Annotated in this window: 13 protein-coding genes; 11 read left to right on the top strand and 2 right to left on the bottom strand. The window is 52.0% G+C overall.

The genetic code is table 11. The features are described 5' to 3' along the window. The first annotated feature begins 18 nt into the window (after positions 1-18). From gspL to ACJJIF_RS04985, 5 genes are all read left to right on the top strand, one after another. The gene (gspL, locus tag ACJJIF_RS05005) at positions 19-1,359 is read left to right on the top strand and encodes a type II secretion system protein GspL (protein ID WP_444931147.1); all 1,341 of its coding nucleotides are present in this window, start codon (positions 19-21) and stop codon (positions 1,357-1,359) included. A gap of 57 nt (positions 1,360-1,416) precedes the next feature. Beyond that, positions 1,417-1,905, top strand: coding sequence for a type II secretion system protein M (locus tag ACJJIF_RS05000; protein ID WP_444931146.1), 489 nt, complete (start codon positions 1,417-1,419; stop codon positions 1,903-1,905). Positions 1,906-2,102: 197 nt separating this feature from the next. Next, positions 2,103-2,375, top strand: coding sequence for an acetyltransferase (locus tag ACJJIF_RS04995; protein WP_444931145.1), 273 nt, complete (start codon positions 2,103-2,105; stop codon positions 2,373-2,375). Positions 2,376-2,484: 109 nt separating this feature from the next. After that, a complete protein-coding gene (locus ACJJIF_RS04990) occupies positions 2,485-2,688 on the top strand; it encodes a DUF2788 domain-containing protein (RefSeq protein ID WP_444931144.1) in 204 nt (67 codons plus the stop codon). A 46-nt stretch (positions 2,689-2,734) separates the two neighbouring features. Then, positions 2,735-4,948 carry a hybrid sensor histidine kinase/response regulator gene (locus tag ACJJIF_RS04985; RefSeq protein ID WP_444931143.1) on the top strand — a complete coding sequence of 738 codons (2,214 nt, stop codon included), beginning with the start codon at positions 2,735-2,737 and terminating at the stop codon, positions 4,946-4,948. 61 nt (positions 4,949-5,009) lie between these two features. Here the strand turns inward: ACJJIF_RS04985 and ACJJIF_RS04980 are convergent, their stop codons facing one another. Beyond that, positions 5,010-8,147, bottom strand: coding sequence for a TonB-dependent receptor (locus ACJJIF_RS04980; RefSeq protein ID WP_444931142.1), 3,138 nt, complete (start codon positions 8,145-8,147; stop codon positions 5,010-5,012). A gap of 377 nt (positions 8,148-8,524) precedes the next feature. Between ACJJIF_RS04980 and ACJJIF_RS04975 the strand changes: the two genes are divergently transcribed. Beyond that, the gene (locus ACJJIF_RS04975) at positions 8,525-9,292 is read left to right on the top strand and encodes a S1/P1 nuclease (RefSeq protein ID WP_444931141.1); all 768 of its coding nucleotides are present in this window, start codon (positions 8,525-8,527) and stop codon (positions 9,290-9,292) included. 665 nt (positions 9,293-9,957) lie between these two features. Beyond that, on the top strand, positions 9,958-10,527 hold the full coding sequence (locus ACJJIF_RS04970) for a hypothetical protein (protein WP_444931140.1): 570 nt from the start codon (positions 9,958-9,960) through the stop codon (positions 10,525-10,527). A gap of 95 nt (positions 10,528-10,622) precedes the next feature. Here the strand turns inward: ACJJIF_RS04970 and ACJJIF_RS04965 are convergent, their stop codons facing one another. Next, positions 10,623-11,531: an aldo/keto reductase gene (locus tag ACJJIF_RS04965; RefSeq protein WP_444931139.1), complete on the bottom strand. Its 909-nt coding sequence runs from the start codon at positions 11,529-11,531 to the stop codon at positions 10,623-10,625. A gap of 498 nt (positions 11,532-12,029) precedes the next feature. On the opposite strand from ACJJIF_RS04965, the gene ACJJIF_RS04960 reads away from it, so the two are divergent. The 4 genes from ACJJIF_RS04960 to ACJJIF_RS04945 all read left to right on the top strand — a co-directional run bounded on the left by ACJJIF_RS04960 (position 12,030) and on the right by ACJJIF_RS04945 (position 15,665). Next, positions 12,030-12,416, top strand: a complete 387-nt coding sequence (locus ACJJIF_RS04960) for a c-type cytochrome (protein ID WP_444931138.1) — start codon at positions 12,030-12,032, stop codon at positions 12,414-12,416. Positions 12,417-12,421: 5 nt separating this feature from the next. Further along, positions 12,422-13,816, top strand: coding sequence for an FAD-linked oxidoreductase, L-gulonolactone oxidase family (locus ACJJIF_RS04955; protein WP_444931137.1), 1,395 nt, complete (start codon positions 12,422-12,424; stop codon positions 13,814-13,816). Between the two features lie 46 nt (positions 13,817-13,862). Next, positions 13,863-15,152: a DSD1 family PLP-dependent enzyme gene (locus ACJJIF_RS04950; RefSeq protein WP_444931136.1), complete on the top strand. Its 1,290-nt coding sequence runs from the start codon at positions 13,863-13,865 to the stop codon at positions 15,150-15,152. An 87-nt stretch (positions 15,153-15,239) separates the two neighbouring features. Then, entirely contained in the window at positions 15,240-15,665 is a 426-nt protein-coding gene (locus ACJJIF_RS04945) for a hypothetical protein (protein WP_444931135.1), read from the top strand. Positions 15,666-15,789 lie beyond the last annotated feature (124 nt).

Raw genomic sequence — 15,789 nt, 5'->3', positions numbered from 1 at the left:
CGAATAGTTAGAAATTGTATGTTTAAAAAGAAAAGCATTAACGAGATTGAAGCCCCTGCTGCACCGCCACAGTCGTCTTTGCAGTTGTTGCGGTTGAGCGAAACCTCCGACCTGACTCTGCACCTGCATCAGTGGCAAGAGGGTAACTGGCAACAGGTGGCCCTGGATGTAGAGTTTGCTCGGGCATTTAATCCGGAATTTGTCGCTCCCGAAGAGGAGCCGGAATACCCGCAACCCCATCTCCCTGACGGCGCCAGGGCGCTGCTGATCGTGCCGGGTAATTGGGTGTGGAGCGGCCTCGAAACCATACCCAAGGCCGCTCGCCGCCAGGCCAGTGCCATTGGCTATATGGTTGAGGAGCACCTGGCTCAGGACGTCGAGGATCTGCACTTTGTATGTCGGCCCCGCTCCGGCGATCTCTGTAGCGTTTACGCCATTGATCTAGAAAAAATAGAGGCGCTTCACTCCCAGCTTGAACGCCTCCAGTGGCCCCTGGCCGCTGTGGTGCCGGAATACGAACTGCTCGACTTGGTTGAGGGTGATATCCGTCTGTGGCTGGATGGTGCCCAGGCCCATATCTGGAAAGGTGTGGGGCAGGGCCTGACCGTGAACCGCGACTTCCTACAGCCGTTATTGGGCTCACTGCTGGTGGACAGCGGTGATAATGACACGGAAGAAGATACCGAAAGTGACGAATCGACCGATAGTAAGCAGGTAGTGTTACTGGGAGCCGATGAGCGGGATGGGCTGATTGTCGCTGAACTGGAGTCCCAGTTTGGCGAAGGTTTACAGCTGAACCCGCAGCGGGCCGAGAGCGTATTTATCGAGCGGTTTAAGTCCGGGGCCCTGACAAATCTGTTAAGCGGAAATTACCAGTTATCCGGTAGCAAGAGTGCGGCGGTGTGGTGGATGCGCCCGGCCAAGGTGGCCGCCGCGTGTTTTGTTGCCCAATTACTGTTTTTCGTAGGGGCTGGAGCCTTTTACCAGTGGCAGGGCAATCAGGCGGAAGAGCAGGCTCGGGCGATGTTTTCTGAGCTGTTCCCCAATACGCGGCCATCTGCGCAGATGCGCCGGCAGCTTGAGGGTTTTCTGAAAGGTGCGGGAAGTCAGGGCGGTGCTTTTTCTACCCAGATGCAGCAGTTGAGTAAGATTTGGATAGCTCACAAAGGGGGCGCACTAAAATTGCAGTCCCTGCGTTTTGATGGCCAGCGTGGGGAGATGGTATTGCAGCTTCAGGCGGAAAACCTGTCTGATCTCGATGCATTTGTCAGCAAGCTGTCCGGCGGTGGAATTAAAGCGGACCTATTGGGTGCGAATGAATTGAAAAAGGGCGTTTCAGGCCGTATCCGCTTACGTTAAAGCCAGCGGTTTACATAAAGCAGCCAAGCGTGAGAAGAGATTGGTGGTAGCAACATAATGAAAGAACAGATCGAGCAATGGCGCCAAAAGTGGCAGGCACTTCCGCCCAGTGATCAGAGAGCCCTGGGCTTGCTGGGCATCTTCGGGGCGGTGATTTTTATTATTTATGGTTTGTACGCCCCGGCAAAAGGCTTTTTTGATGAGGCCCGCCTGCGCGCGGAAGAAAACCGTGAGCTGGTGAACTGGATGGAGAGCCAGCGTCCAACTCTGGAGCGAATTAAACCCGCCGGTGGCGGTTCTAGTGCTGCCTCAGGTACTTTGTTGCAACGCGTCACCAGTGTTGCCAAACAAAATCAGATTGTGATTAAGCGTTTTGAGCCCGAAGGTGACAATCGCATTCGCCTGTGGATTGAGGAAGTCCGCTATCAAGACTTACAGCCCTGGCTGAACCGCTTAATGGGAGATAAATTGGCGGTGCGCACGATCAACCTGGATGCCCTGGCTGAAGAGGGCATGGTCTCCGCCCGTTTGACGATTGAGGGCTAGTAAGTTCTCTCCCTGGCTGGCCCGAATACAGATTTTGGGTCAGCCCGCCATTCCATCACCGCTCCATCACCGCAGTCCCATCAATCCGAATATACTCACCGCCCCCTGTGTACCGCCCCGGAGAAAAGGGAAGGTTTTAGGCGTAAGTGTCATCTTTAGCCCTATACTGGATTAGCAGCGAGGAAAAAGGTGCCACTATGCTTTTCAAAGATATATCCACCAAGCATTTGGTCGAAGTGGCTGATATCGTCACACTTTCCAATCCTTATGAGCTTACCGTGGTCGGTCGATACCTTTGGGGAGAGGAGATACAGGACCCCGAGGTCTTCGATAAAACGGACTTATGCTTTTTATCGGGTGAACAGCTACCCAGGTGCTGGCATGATAGCCGCTACCGGGAGAAAGAGGTCCGCAGGCTCCGCTGCGGTACTCACGCCGCAGAAGATGGCGATTACTATCAGGGAGCCTGAATCTATAGTCACACCAAATAGTACGGTGGCCGACTAGATTCTGCCAATGACTTACCAGCTGTCCACAAGCACTGTACAATGCGCGCCAGTTTTTTGAGCGAATGCACGCATGACATTTCAGCAGTTTGAAGAATATTCCCTGTGGTTGGGAATCGGTGCACTAATTCTATTTATGGTGTTTATTGTTTGGAATCTGGCAAAGGACTCCGAGGCCGGACGATTTGGAACCTTTATCTTGTTCCTTGCCCTGGGTCTCGGGCTACTGGGGTTTCTTATAAAGACCGTTATGGTTGAAGTACTAGGGATAGGCTAGGGGGCTTCAATGGCACCGGATACCCAGTCTCCCAGGGAAGGTCACAATGTCCATATTTGATCGCCCTGAGCTTAAGGTACAAAAAGACAGACGTATTTGCCGCACAACGGATATGCGCATCGCCAAGTATACCCGGCGCGGCATGATGCTCTCCCTTTTTGCGTTTTTGATCGCCGCCTCCATCGGGGACATGCGCCTCGAAGCCCCGCGCCTATTATTGACAATGGGCATCGGCCTGGTGGTGTTGACCCTGATTCGGGGTTACTACGTTTTTCGCTTCGACCACCTGTATAGCTCCGGGCCGAACCGCTGGCGCAACCGCTACTTTCTGTTCTCGATTATCGGTTCAGTCTGGTGGGGGGGCACTTTATTTTATTTTGTCTACTTAATGGGGTTTGCGCCTGAGACCCACTTCCTGTGGATCTACTCCGTTATCTTTTGCTCCAGTGTTACCACCGTATTCTCTCCCTACCACCGCTTTCTGACCTGGTTCACCGCCACCTCGCTATTGCCCGCAGCGCTAATGGCGCTGTTTTCCGGTGTGATTTTGGGGACTATCTACGGGACCTTAACCCTCGCCTTTATCTGGTTGACGGCACACCAGGGGCGCCGCGAGTCGGAAAATTATTGGGAGCGCCTGTCGGCGATGCAGGAGTTGCAACAGCGGGCCAGCAGTCTGGCAGCCGCGCGCAAACATTCGGAAGCGGCTGTCGAGTTGACCAATGATTTTATTGCCAATATCGGCCAGGAGTTCCGCAGCCAACTGTCCGACTCCCTCGGTGCCCTGGCACTGCTGGAAGCGGAGCCCCTGAGTGATCGCCAGCGCGAGTGGGTGGAACTGGCCAAGGTTGCCAGCAGCCAACAGCTCAAGCTGGTTGATAATGTCGGCCTGTTTACCCGTGTGGCACGCAAGGATATCCGTTTGCGCCAGGGGCCCTTCAACCTGGTTAAAACGGTGGAAAAATCCTTTAAGTTCGCAGCGCGAGCGGCGCACGGCCAGGAGCTGGAGTTCAACTTCCAGATTGATGACAATCTCCCGGTGATGGTAACGGGAGATAACCGCAAGACGGCCCAGTTAATCCGCAATCTGGTGGACTCCGCTACCGGTATTGCTCAGCGCGGCGAACTCTGGGGTGAGGTGTCATACAACCCGATCACGACGGTAGAGGGGCAACTGTCCATTACTCTGATGGATGATGGTTGCGGTGAAATATTGCCGGATGAAAGCGAGCTGTTCGGCGCTTTCTCCCGTATGGACACCAACCAGGTCACTACAGGCCTGGGCCTGTCGATTGCCAAGGGCTTGGCCGAAGCGATGGGCGGCTATTTACAGCTGCACTCCACACCGGATGGCAATCGCTACCAGGTAGTGATCAAGTGTTCTACCGAGCCAAATCAGAGAACCTACCTCACCCCGGACCGCAGACTACAGGATTCAGAAGTTCTGCTGATCCACCAAAAAGGTCTGTTTATTTCCGGGTTGGTACAGGTACTGCGCTCTTTTGGGATGGAGGTTAAATCGATCCGCTGGTGCGAGGGCTGTGAGAGCGAAGTCCAGCAGTTGCTGGGCCAGGCGATAGAGCGCAAGCAGCTGGTAATGATGGCGCCGGCCATGGGGGACTCAACGCTTTTCGACTCCATGACCTCTTTCTTTGAAGCTTTCCAAGGGGTGAGCGATAAAGAGAGTCGCCTGGTCTGTCTCGGTGGTTTTGGACAAAAAAGTGAGTTCGACCGCTTACAGCAGCTTCTGCCATCGGCCCAATATTTGGGCCGCCCGGTAACGCATAAAGAGCTGCATGACTCACTGGTGGGTTTGCTGTTTGGCTGCGTGAAAAGAAGCTGCCGCAGGGTGATTACCGGTAGCGCGGATCAGCCGCGTCACTACTCACTGCTGTTAGTGGAGGAGTCGAGGCCCCACCAGTGGGTGACTGAGGAGATGCTTCAGGCGCTTGGCTATCAGGTGGATATTGCAGTGGATGCAGATGATGCGCAGGTTCGCTTGTCTGAAGGTCACTACGATCTGGTACTGGTGGACTGCCAGCAAAATACGGATCACAGCGCACAGATTATCGAGATGCTGCGCCGCTGGGAGGCCGAGCACCGACCGGATGATCGCCTGCCCATTGTTGCTGTAACGAGTACCACAGAAGAGCAGTTTGAGGGACGCTGTCTGGCGGCGGGCATGGATGACTATCTGACAAAACCGCTGAGTAAAGACCTGTTGCGAGAAACACTCGCGCGCTGGTTGGGAAGCACTTAAAAATTGAGTCGAAAAAAGCCGCAAGAAATTGCGGCTTTTTTGTTTCTTGATCAGGGGAATTTTAGAACTCGTAGCGAATCCCCATGCGGGCACTCCACAGGGAGGCATCGGCAACCCGGGTTTGTCCCGCCGGATCGAGGAACTCCTCGAACACATAGCGCCCCTGGTCATCGATACTGGCGGTTACCGCAGACTGGTAGCGGGGGAATCCACCTTCGTACATAACCCCCCACTCGTCATTGAGCAGGTTGCCCAGGTTTTCGATCACAAAATAGGCATTAACCCGGTCTTCTGTCCGCCAGCCGGGCAGCTGCTGGTCAATACGCAAATCGAACTTGGCCCACCAATCACTGTTGAGGGAATTGCGCTCCACAGTACCGCTGTCCAGGTCCTCAGAGTTGACCCAGGCAAAAAAGGCATCGGTGTCAAAATCATCGGCAAAGACAACCTTGGTATCGTCGCTGCCTGTGGGGACATAGAGCAGGCCGCGCCCCCAACCGGCATCGCCGAAGATCTGGTTGGCAAATGTGTAGCTGTAGGGGACGCCCTCGTTGGCTGCGCCAAACAGCGTGAAGCGGGTCTCGTAACCGGCAAAGAATTCCTGGGCGTAATCTAATTTCAATGTGAAGCGGTGGGGAACCACATAGTTTGATGGCGCAGTGCCTGGGTCCTGTGCATCAGCGGTAGCGATGGTGGTGTAATTGGAGTAGGCCACTGAGCTGGTCATGGGATTGACATCTTCAGCTTCAGTAAAGGCGTAACCAACGGCAACACTCAGGCCAAAATCAAAAGATTTACTGAGGCCGAGAGAGAGCACACTGGAGTAACCGGAATCGCCATTTACATTGGTCAACATAAAGTCTTCACTGCGACCATTGCTACTGCCGTAAATTGAACGGCCATCGGCAGTGGTGCCCATTTGCTCAAGGGCGATATCCTGAATAATTGCCGCATCCCGATAGTCGCTGTATAGATAGTCTATGGAGGCCAAGTAGCCGGATTCAAACTCATAGCTGCCACCGAGGGCATACTTCCAGATAGATGGCAGCTCAAAGTCTGGGTCCATCAGATTGACCCCACCCACAGAGCCATCACTATTGGCAACCCTATCGTAGAGGTCCTGGGGGACTGCATAGATGGGATTGCCGCTATCGGTCCAACTCATATCGAAGAGAGAGGTACCGCTTCTATCCTGGGCTTCGATTTGTAAGACGCCATTATTGGAGTAGTTGTTGGAGATCCACACATTGGGATTGCCACCGGAGTAGAGGCCAATACCACCGTGTAGCTCCAGGTTATCGCTAAGATTCCAGCTGAGTCCCAGGCGCGGCTGTAAGAGGTCCAGGCCGTCCATATTGTGCTGGTTAGAGAAACCGTAGGTAGACAAAAAGTCTGCATTGGCTACCGGCTTGTCATCACTGTTGTAGCGGTCGTAGCGCAGTCCGGCAACCACAGTCAGGTCCAGGTTGGCGAAGGTATATTCGTCCTGGGCGTAGAGCGTGTCGATGCTGTAGCTGAATTCCGTGGCAGCATCCAAAATATTGTTGCTGCCCGCCGCATTTTCGTAAGTGATTCGGTTGCTAATGCCCGCTTCAAAATCCTCAATGCTATCAAAGCGGTATTCGCCGGCAGCTTCCTGAATAAACAGGTTGTAGACTTCAAAATTCTCGTGTTCATAGCCCGCAGTGATATTGTGTTCACCCAGCAATAATTTACCGGCGAGCTTTAGCGTCAGGTTGTCGTAGCTCAGTTTATTGGCGTGGCGGGAGTCGTCTGCGCCCAGGTAGACGGTTGCACGGGAATCGCTGCCATCGCCGTCGTGATCGTGATATGTGGTGATTTGCACTTCACCAAAATCGGTTCCACCCAGAGAGTTCTGGCGGTTGTCCAGCTCGGAGTAGCCAATTTTTATCTCTGTAGAGAATATGTCACTCCAGTCGGAGAAAAGCTGTGCGACGTAAGCGTTTAACTCGGCACCGCGCTCGTAGTAGTGATTGGAGAGTTCCAGTTCATCGGGATCGCCATCGGCCTCGGCGATAGAGAAACCATCGTTATAGTTGTAAGTGAAGGCGGCGCGGTGATTGTCGGAGATATTCCAATCGAGTTTTACCAGCAACTTTTCGTCTTCTTCTGGCAGGCTGCTGGGTAGACCGCCCGGATTGTAGTCATAGACCTCGTTGGAGATGCGGATGATCTCCGCGAGTTGCTCCTGGGAAACCCCCTGGACCTGGGTGGCAGAGCTGCTCCCTGCGGGGCCTCGATCGAAAGTGGCAACACCCTCCAGTTTCTCATAGGCGGCAAAGAAGAACAGCTTGTCTTCAATAATAGCTCCACCCAAAGTGGCGTTGTAACGCTTTTCGTCAAAGCTAGCTACATCGATATCATCGCCCTCCAGGGAATCGCCACGGAAACCATCATCGGTATAATCGTAGAAAAATGAACCGTGCCATTCATTGGTGCCGGACTTGGTAACGGCATTGATATTACAGGCACTGAAGCCCCCATACTGAACATCGAAGGGGGCCAGCTCTACGGCGACGTGATCGATTGCATCGTATGAGAATGGCATTCTCTCAGTGGGGTAGCCATTACTGTTGAGGCCGAAGTTGTCATTCATACGCACGCCGTCAACTGTGAGGCTGTTGAAGCGCGGGTTGGCACCGGCACACTGGATAGCATCAACATTGGCTTCATCGACATACACGCGCGGGTCGAGACGCAGTACGTCTTTGATATCCCGGTTTACGGAGGGCGCGCTGCTGAGGTCGTCGCTGTTAAAGTGGGAAGATGGACCTAGCGCTAGTCGGGATGTGCTGAGTGCCTGCCCGAGAACGGTCACTTCTTCCAGATTGCTGGCGCCGAGGGTTAGGTTTAAGGGGAGAGTATCACCCACGGAGAGGTAGATATCCTCAATTACACGCTGACCTTCGTCGGATTCGATTGTAATAGTGTAGGGGCCACCCACTCGCAGGCCACTCAGATTAAATTGGCCAGCATTGCTAACGTCTACGGTGCGACGGCTATTGGAGGGGGTGTGAACCACTGTTACAGTCGCACTGTCAATGGCCTGGCCATTGCTGCCCGAAATAGAACCGCGAATGCCAGCTGCCGTTTCCTGAGCCTGGGATATCGGTACCATACTGGCAACAGAAATAATCGCCGCAGACAGTAATGCGCGCGGGAACAGAGAAGGTTTCATAGCTTTTTCCTGGTCAAAAAAATTGTCAACTCACATGGCCCAAATCATTGCCGAGTTCTGCTCTTACCGAGTTCTGTTCTTGCAAATTAGGTTCCAAGGAAGCCGCGCCCCGATTGAGGGTTGCTCTGCAAGCCGAAGGCATCACAGGGCTATTCAGGGGCTCCCCGGTTCCCATTAATGTGGTTTTTTATTTTTATGGGGGTGCTGGATAAGAGCGGAGGCGATTATGTCGTGCGTGTGTAAATGAATTATTACAACCGCGAACTTGTCACATAGTGGCGTTAAAGTAGGCGGAAAATTTATCCTGGGGGACTGACCTGATGAGTGTACGATTGATCCTTACCCGTATAGCCGTTGCACTATTAGGATTCACAGCTATGGCACAAGCGCACGCTTGGGGTGACGATGGCCACCGGGTAGTGGGGGAGATTGCCTGGCATTATCTGAGCCCTGAAGCGGCGGACGAAATTGAGCTGTTACTCGAAGAGGCTGGCGAGCGGCATCTCGCGGAATCTACAACTTGGGCTGATCGGATAAGAGTAGATGAAACTTATAGCTGGGCGGCACCGTTACACTATATAAATCTATCCCGCGATTGGCGCACCTATATTGAGCCCCGGGATTGTCCAGAGGCCGGGTGTATATTAAAGGCGATTCAAACTTATCGGGAAGTATTGGCGGATCGCACTCGTAGCAAAATGGAGCGTGCAGAAGCACTGATGTTTATTGCCCACTTTGTTGGTGATCTTCACCAGCCGCTACATACTGGACTTTTTTCGGATAGGGGTGGCAACGATGTACAGGTGCAGTTTTATGGGGTTGAAACGAACCTGCACGCACTTTGGGATATTCATCTGGTCTCCCGGCTGGTTTTAGATTGGCAAGACTATGCCCGGAAACAAACTGAAAAAATCAGCGTGGCTGAAAGGCAGCTCTGGCAATCCACATCGGCTGTAGTTTGGGCTCAGGAATCTCATAAGCTGGCTCACACTCTGGCTTACACCACAGAAACCCAATTGGGGGAAAAATATTTTCTGCGCTGCCAGGAATCGATTGAAATGCGTTTGCGGCAGGGTGGGGTTCGCTTGGCTGCCGTATTGAATCGCGCTCTGGCGAGTCCAGCGATTGATATCGCGAACAAGTAACTTTTGGGGACTTTGTTAGGCAATTTTCTTGCTGTGGTGAGCTTTATAAATGAGTAGCTCCAGGCACAGCTCCTATTTTTATATCTTTACTGTGATTGCCGGTAACTTGGTTGTGGTCTGCCTAATTGTCTTGAATGGTGGCTATCTTAAGCTTTTTAGGAAAAAAACCGGTAAAATTTGCAATTATTGTCTTTTTAGGGGTGGCCTTAGCCCGGGGCCATCGCTGTTATTAACAGCTGAATAACTCTCGCTAGATTGATGTGAACCTCTGCGTTACTCATCAGTACTTCTTTGGGGCTTTTGCCTAAGCCTATTCGACTTAAGTCGCCTTTCTCGTTGACACGATAGTTTCAATTTGATATCAAATATTTTCGAGTTGTACAGAGAGTCTACCCATTTATCCCTGGGCCTGTGAAAAAAATAATGATGCAGGGGCTGAGGCGAATTGGGGAGGTCCTTAAATTGTCAAAAATAAACATAAACACTGACGTAGTTTACTCGTAGTTGTTATAGAGGATGTGGCGATGAGCGGAAAAGGTTTTAACCCCAGGGCGTGCCAGGGGCACTTTGCGGGCATTTGTTTTGTATCCAGTTTGCGATCCTATGGTTCATTTTTTTCCCGGTTTTACTCGCAGTGGCAGAGTAACGGTGGCGTGGAGAGCTCAATGGGCAGAACCTGGAATGGGCACACTGCGCTAATGGCCGGCAAGGATGGTGTTGTCGATACCATCGTCGGCTGGGACCCCAATAGTTCCTGGGATGCGTTTAAAGGTTCCGCCTTTGGGCGCCACTATCAAATGGCACCTATCACTGGCTGCTGGCGTGATGATACAGGAATGAATGCCGATCCTACTACGCAATATTATGGCCTGCAAATCGATCAGGCTGAATACACCCGTTTCAGAAGGTTCCTGCGCGAAGAGCTTCGCGGGACCCAGGGTTTCGGTAGTCATCTCGCTAATAGCGGAGTCTCTTTTCGCTATGCATTTGCCCCTGGAAAGTGGATGGCGAGCGAAAGTTCTCTGGAAGGTAAGGCCAAAGGTGGAGACTTAAAGATTATATCGAATTGTGCCGATGCTGCATTTCATGTATTTGCGAGTTTCCTCTATGAATGGGATCAGAAAAATTTGATCACTGAAATGGCATCCTTTATCAATGCGGGGGATGAAAAAAATAGAAATCTGTCCCAGGGGCGTTTGATGCGTTGGTTGAGCCAAATGGAACAGCAGAATTAGGGACTGATTCAATAGGTGAGCGGTGCGGGGTTTGATGGTATTACGCCAGCTGAAACCCCGCTACAAACAGCTGCGCTGATAGGGTTCAGCTGAGCCTATGGCACCTCACGGCCTCTAGAGGCCGTCCAAATTTTATACCACTGTTCGTTGTTCAAATTAAACTTCAGGCTTTCAATGGCCGATTCAATCCGTTTAATATTTCCCGAGCCCACAATTGCCAGAGGCTTGGAGGGAAAACGCCTTACCCATGCATAGATAACTTGATCAATACTGTTTGCGCCAATTTCCTCTTTGACCATTTCCAAAGTAGTGCGCAGGCGCAGGATTTGAGCGTCTGAACCACTGAAAATTTTTCCGCCAGCCAAGCAAGACCAAGCCATAGGGCGGATTCTATATTGTTGCAATTGGTCCAGGGTCCCGTCTTCGGCCACATTAAAATTTATAGGATTGATTTCTACCTGATTTGTCACCAGTGAGGAGCTTAAGCGGGATTGTAGAAGTTCAAATTGCCGGGGAGTAAAATTGGAGACGCCAAGGTGTTTTACCTTGCCGGCTTTTTGTAGTTCTAGGAATACACTGGCGACTTCATCCGCATCCATTAAGGCATCAGGCCGGTGGAGAAGCAAGACCTCTATATGCTCGATACCCAGACGGGCTAGAGAGTTATCGACAGAATGCCGAATATGCTGCGCACTGGAATCATAGTGCTTGACGCTTCTGTTTGGATACTTTTCAGAAAGTAATTTGATATTGCATTTGGTGACAACTTCAATGCGGCTGCGGATAGATTTATCCAGCTTTAATGCCTCACCGAACAGCTGTTCGCAGCTGTAGTCGCCGTAGATATCCGCATGATCAACAGTGCTAATCTCCCTCTCTAAATGTTGTTTAAGCAGTGTCAGGCGCTGCTGAGGGGTTAAATCCCACTCGCTCACACGCCAATAGCCTTGAATTAACTCTGACAACTCCGGCCCACCGGGGGATACTAATACTCTCTCAACCATTAACGACCTACCTGATCGAAAAGTGCTAGGGTATGCCTGTTCTTATTGATTCTCAATGTTTAAAGCCCGCTGTAGGGTAAATTGTTTTCAGGTGTCAGCGATTGTCTTTATTTGGCGGCTCCCTGGCAGGGATATAGCCCTGATTCTTTTAATATATTTTAAAGTTTTTAGCGAAAGCACGTGGCGTTTTATAGCTTGGGTTGCAGCTTGCAAGGTGTAACCGGTTTACATTAAAGCTGAAAAAGCCAAACCCGTTTTTATATCGACTCTATTCCCGCTGAAGTAAAGACTGGTGGTTGCAGCGGGAAATTGTTGGGCTGCCGCTGTGGAAATGGTACGCAAATAAATTGCGCTAAAAATTTTATTCAGGCAAAACAGTTCCGATAGTTGTTTTAGAGGCCAGCATGATTAACAATAGTGCCAGCGATATGTACACAAGCTGAACATTGGCAAAAGCCAAAAAGATATAAACAACAATAATGTAGTAGGTGTACGCATATGGAACTGCTTGCCTTGCGCCGGAGCATTAAGCTCTTGTCTCTGTTTTTGGTATTAAATGTCATTCAAGGGTGCTCCGAGTCTCCGCAGGAGATGGAAAAGAAGCGGGCACTGTTGATCGAAAGGGCGCTTACCCTATCACCCGCTGACCCGGAAATCGCTGAAATATATACTCGCAGTTGCCGCAGTTGCCACAGTACTGGTGCCACCACCGCGCCTCTCACCGGGGATTTGGCCAGTTGGAAACCCCGTATGAATAAGGGGGTGGAGGTGCTGGTGGAGAATGCGATCAATGGTTTCCAGGGAATGCCGCCCCTGGGCCTTTGCTTTGAATGCTCTCCCGAGCAGTTCGAGCAGTTAATCGTCTTTATGGCTACTGCGGAGTAGGGGCTATGGGATGCAATCGCCGTCAGTTTATTAATGCCATCGCAGCAGGCTCCGCATCGCTGGCCGCTGCGCCTATCTCATCAGTGGCCCGCACGTTGTTGCAGACGGCAGCACCGCCAGCCAAGAAGAAGGGGCTGCGCTGGCGCAATTGGTCTGGTTCGCAGGAGTGCTCACCTGACCACCGTTTGGCCCCCAAGGATATTCCCGCCTTGCAGACGGCGATTGCGGAAGCGCAAGGCTCCGTCAGAGCCGTAGGCGCAGGTCATTCCTTTACTGCGCTGGTCCCCACTGATGACACAATAATCTCACTGGGGCGTATTACCGGTGTCGCCGACTACGATACCGATAGGGTGCAGGCAATAATCTACGCTGGCACCCGGGTCGCAGATATCGGCCAGCCGCTTGAGGATATTGGCCAGGCACTGATTAACCAACCGGATATCGATGAGCAAACTTTAGGTGGTTGCCTGGCAACCGCGACCCACGGTACGGGTGCCGGCTTGGGGTGTATGTCCAGCTATGCAACGGGCATGGAGTTGGTGACCGCAAGTGGCGATACACTTTGGTGTGATAGTGAGCAAAACCCTGAAGTGTTTGCCGCAGCGCAGGTATCCCTCGGCAGTCTGGGACTGGTGACTAAAGTGCGCATGCAGAATCAGCCCAGCTATCGCCTGCGCCGAGAGTCCTGGGTGGCGCCTCTCGAAGAGGTACTGGATCAGGCGCCGGCCCTGGCAGAGGCCAACCGCAATTTTGAGTTCTACTACATTCCATTTTCCGGGATGTGCATGGCGGATTCCCACCAGCCAACCACTGAGGCAATCTTCTCTACAGCGCGGGAAGATACCAATGAGGCGGTGATGACCCTGAAATCTGTGCGGGATTGGCTGGGTTGGTCGCCAAAGCTCCGCCAATTTGCCCTGCAAAGCGCGATGGAAGATATCGAGCGGGAAGTCGTGGTTGAATCTTCCTGGCGGAACTACGCCAGTGAGCGAAATGTGCGCTTCAATGAAATGGAATACCACTTGCCCCGCGAGGCCGGCTTAAAAGCTTTTGCGGAAATACGCCGCACGATTGAGGATAATAATCTGGATGTGTTCTTCCCCATCGAAGTGCGCTTCGTCAAGGGGGACAATATCTGGCTGAGCCCTTTCTTTCAGCAGGACTCAGTATCCATCGCTATACACCGCTACTTTGAAGAAGACCACCAGCCGCTGTTTCAGGCCATTGAACCCATTATGCGAAAGCATGGTGGTCGCCCGCATTGGGGTAAATTAAACAGGCTGCAAGGGCAAGACTTTGCTGAACTATACCCACAGTGGCGGGAGTTCCTGGCTGTTCGCCGGGAGCTGGACCCCAATGGGAAGTTTTTAAATCCCTATCTAAAAACGCTTTTTACTTGAGCAGGTTGGTATTGCTCCACGGTGGACCCTCAGAGAGGAAGGCACAATGGATATCAAGCGCCGCAAGTTAATACTGGGCGGGCTAGCGCTGGGAGCAGTGGCCGGTGTCACTGCACTGCGTCCCAAAGCGAAGGGGCAGGGCGGGCACAGTGATTACTTTGCCAGTGTTGCAAAAGCCCTGGATAGTGCCGGCTTTTCCGGTCCGACCCTAGTCGTCGACCGGGAAAATCTGCAAAAAAACGCCGATATCTTAACTGGCCATCTCAGCGGCCACTACGACTACCGGGTAGTGGCTAAATCATTGCCCTCACTCAACTTACTGGACGTTATATCTAAGCGTACAAACACTAACCGCATCATGGTGTTCCAGTTGCCATTTCTCCAGCAACTGGTCAATTCTTATCCCGCTAGCGATATTTTACTGGGCAAACCCCTGCCTATTGCTGCGGCTAAAGCTTTCTATGCCGCTCCACGGGTGGGGCACTTCGACCCCTCGCAGCAGTTGCAGTGGTTGGTCGACAGCCCCCGCCGCCTCACTCAATATGCCAGCTTGGCACAGTCTCTCACGCAAACTCTGCGTATCAATATTGAGATAGATGTGGGCCTGCACCGGGGTGGGGTTGCGAATGCGGAAGACCTTGCGGCAATGCTTAATCTTATCCAGCGGCAGCCCCAGCTAGAGTTTGCCGGCTTTATGGGCTACGACGCTCACGCCGCAAAGATGCCGGGTATTCTCGGCGGACCTGAAAAGGCGATCACCCGGGGGCTGGATATTTATCGGAGCAGGGTGGAACAAGCCAAAGCTCAGTTGGGAGAGGTATACCCTAAAGTCGTGACGATGAACGCAGCGGGAAGTCCTACTTACCAGCTATATAAGCCCCACGCCGGGAGTGCGCCCTGTAGTGAAATTGCAGCGGGCTCCTGCCTGGTTAAGCCGGCGGGCTTTGATATCCCTACCTTATCCGATCATAGACCAGCCGCCTACATCGCGAGCCCGGTACTGAAGAAGCTATCGCAAACACAGATACCTGGCATCGAAGGGCTCACCGCTCCCTTTAGTTGGTTAAACCCAAATCGTGAACAAAGTTTCTTTATCTCCGGCGGTTACTGGAAAGCGGAACCTGAATCACCAGCGGGACTGTCGATTAACCCCATTTATGGCCGCTCCAGTAACCAGGAAATGCTGAACGGCTCCCGCAAGGTGACTTTGAACGAAGATGACTGGGTTTTCCTCAGGCCCACACAGAGCGAGTCGGTGTTCCTGCAATTTGGTGATATCGCTGTTTACAGCAAAGGGGAGATTGTGGACCTATGGCCGGTATTGGCTAACACGTGATAACTCGGTGCCCTGGGGCAGTTGCAGCATCGACTAAATAATATGTCAGCCTTTGTGGCCGGCGAATAATAAGGCTAGGAGATATCGATGATTTTTGAAATAGTTTTGGTGTTAAACACAATTTGGTTTCTGATGGGGTTTAATGTCTTCTCTTTGCGAAATCATATTTTTGCTAAATTGCTGGTGCCGAGAGAGCAGAGAGATACCCCGGTGTTTGCGATTTTGGCAGAATCGGGAAAATTTCTGGGCGGTTTTAATCTCTCACTGGCCTTCCTTAATGTTTTAATACTGATCAGTCCCTCGGTTTTTGCTACAGATTTACAGCGAGCTACACTGCTATTAGCTTTTGCCGTTACTCACGGAACACAGTTTATCTATAATCTCCCTGTGGCCTTGAAGAATCGCAGTGGTGAAGGGCCGTGGCGGGTGAAGGGCGTAATGCGTTTTATCTTTGTTACTGACTTTATCATGATGCTACTAAACTTAATGGCTGCGCTTTGGTTCTATCAATAGCTAGGGAGCCTCTGAATAACTCCGTAATGCCTCTGTGGGTTTTGAAGGCTGTAGAGTTAGGTGCAGCTCGCCGTGAATGGCCATAGCTTTTGCAAGAACTGCAACACAGCAGCTGTGGCCTCAA

Source organism: Microbulbifer regidiadema (SeqCode) (genome assembly GCF_052467605.1).
Note: the sequence above shows the minus strand (reverse complement) of the source record. Positions and strands in the feature narration are given on the sequence as shown.

Excerpts from the sequence above, each read along its gene's own strand:
- ACJJIF_RS04995 (WP_444931145.1), top strand. The coding sequence starts at position 2,103 with ATGCTTTTCAAAGATATATCCACCAAGCATTTGGTCGAAGTGGCTGAT.
- gspL (WP_444931147.1), top strand. The coding sequence starts at position 19 with ATGTTTAAAAAGAAAAGCATTAACGAGATTGAAGCCCCTGCTGCACCG.
- ACJJIF_RS04965 (WP_444931139.1), bottom strand. The coding sequence starts at position 11,531 with ATGGTTGAGAGAGTATTAGTATCCCCCGGTGGGCCGGAGTTGTCAGAG.
- ACJJIF_RS04955 (WP_444931137.1), top strand. The coding sequence starts at position 12,422 with ATGGGATGCAATCGCCGTCAGTTTATTAATGCCATCGCAGCAGGCTCC.
- ACJJIF_RS04945 (WP_444931135.1), top strand. The coding sequence starts at position 15,240 with ATGATTTTTGAAATAGTTTTGGTGTTAAACACAATTTGGTTTCTGATG.
- ACJJIF_RS04950 (WP_444931136.1), top strand. The coding sequence starts at position 13,863 with ATGGATATCAAGCGCCGCAAGTTAATACTGGGCGGGCTAGCGCTGGGA.
- ACJJIF_RS04975 (WP_444931141.1), top strand. The coding sequence starts at position 8,525 with ATGGCACAAGCGCACGCTTGGGGTGACGATGGCCACCGGGTAGTGGGG.
- ACJJIF_RS05000 (WP_444931146.1), top strand. The coding sequence starts at position 1,417 with ATGAAAGAACAGATCGAGCAATGGCGCCAAAAGTGGCAGGCACTTCCG.
- ACJJIF_RS04985 (WP_444931143.1), top strand. The coding sequence starts at position 2,735 with ATGTCCATATTTGATCGCCCTGAGCTTAAGGTACAAAAAGACAGACGT.
- ACJJIF_RS04990 (WP_444931144.1), top strand. The coding sequence starts at position 2,485 with ATGACATTTCAGCAGTTTGAAGAATATTCCCTGTGGTTGGGAATCGGT.
- ACJJIF_RS04980 (WP_444931142.1), bottom strand. The coding sequence starts at position 8,147 with ATGAAACCTTCTCTGTTCCCGCGCGCATTACTGTCTGCGGCGATTATT.
- ACJJIF_RS04960 (WP_444931138.1), top strand. The coding sequence starts at position 12,030 with ATGGAACTGCTTGCCTTGCGCCGGAGCATTAAGCTCTTGTCTCTGTTT.
- ACJJIF_RS04970 (WP_444931140.1), top strand. The coding sequence starts at position 9,958 with ATGGGCAGAACCTGGAATGGGCACACTGCGCTAATGGCCGGCAAGGAT.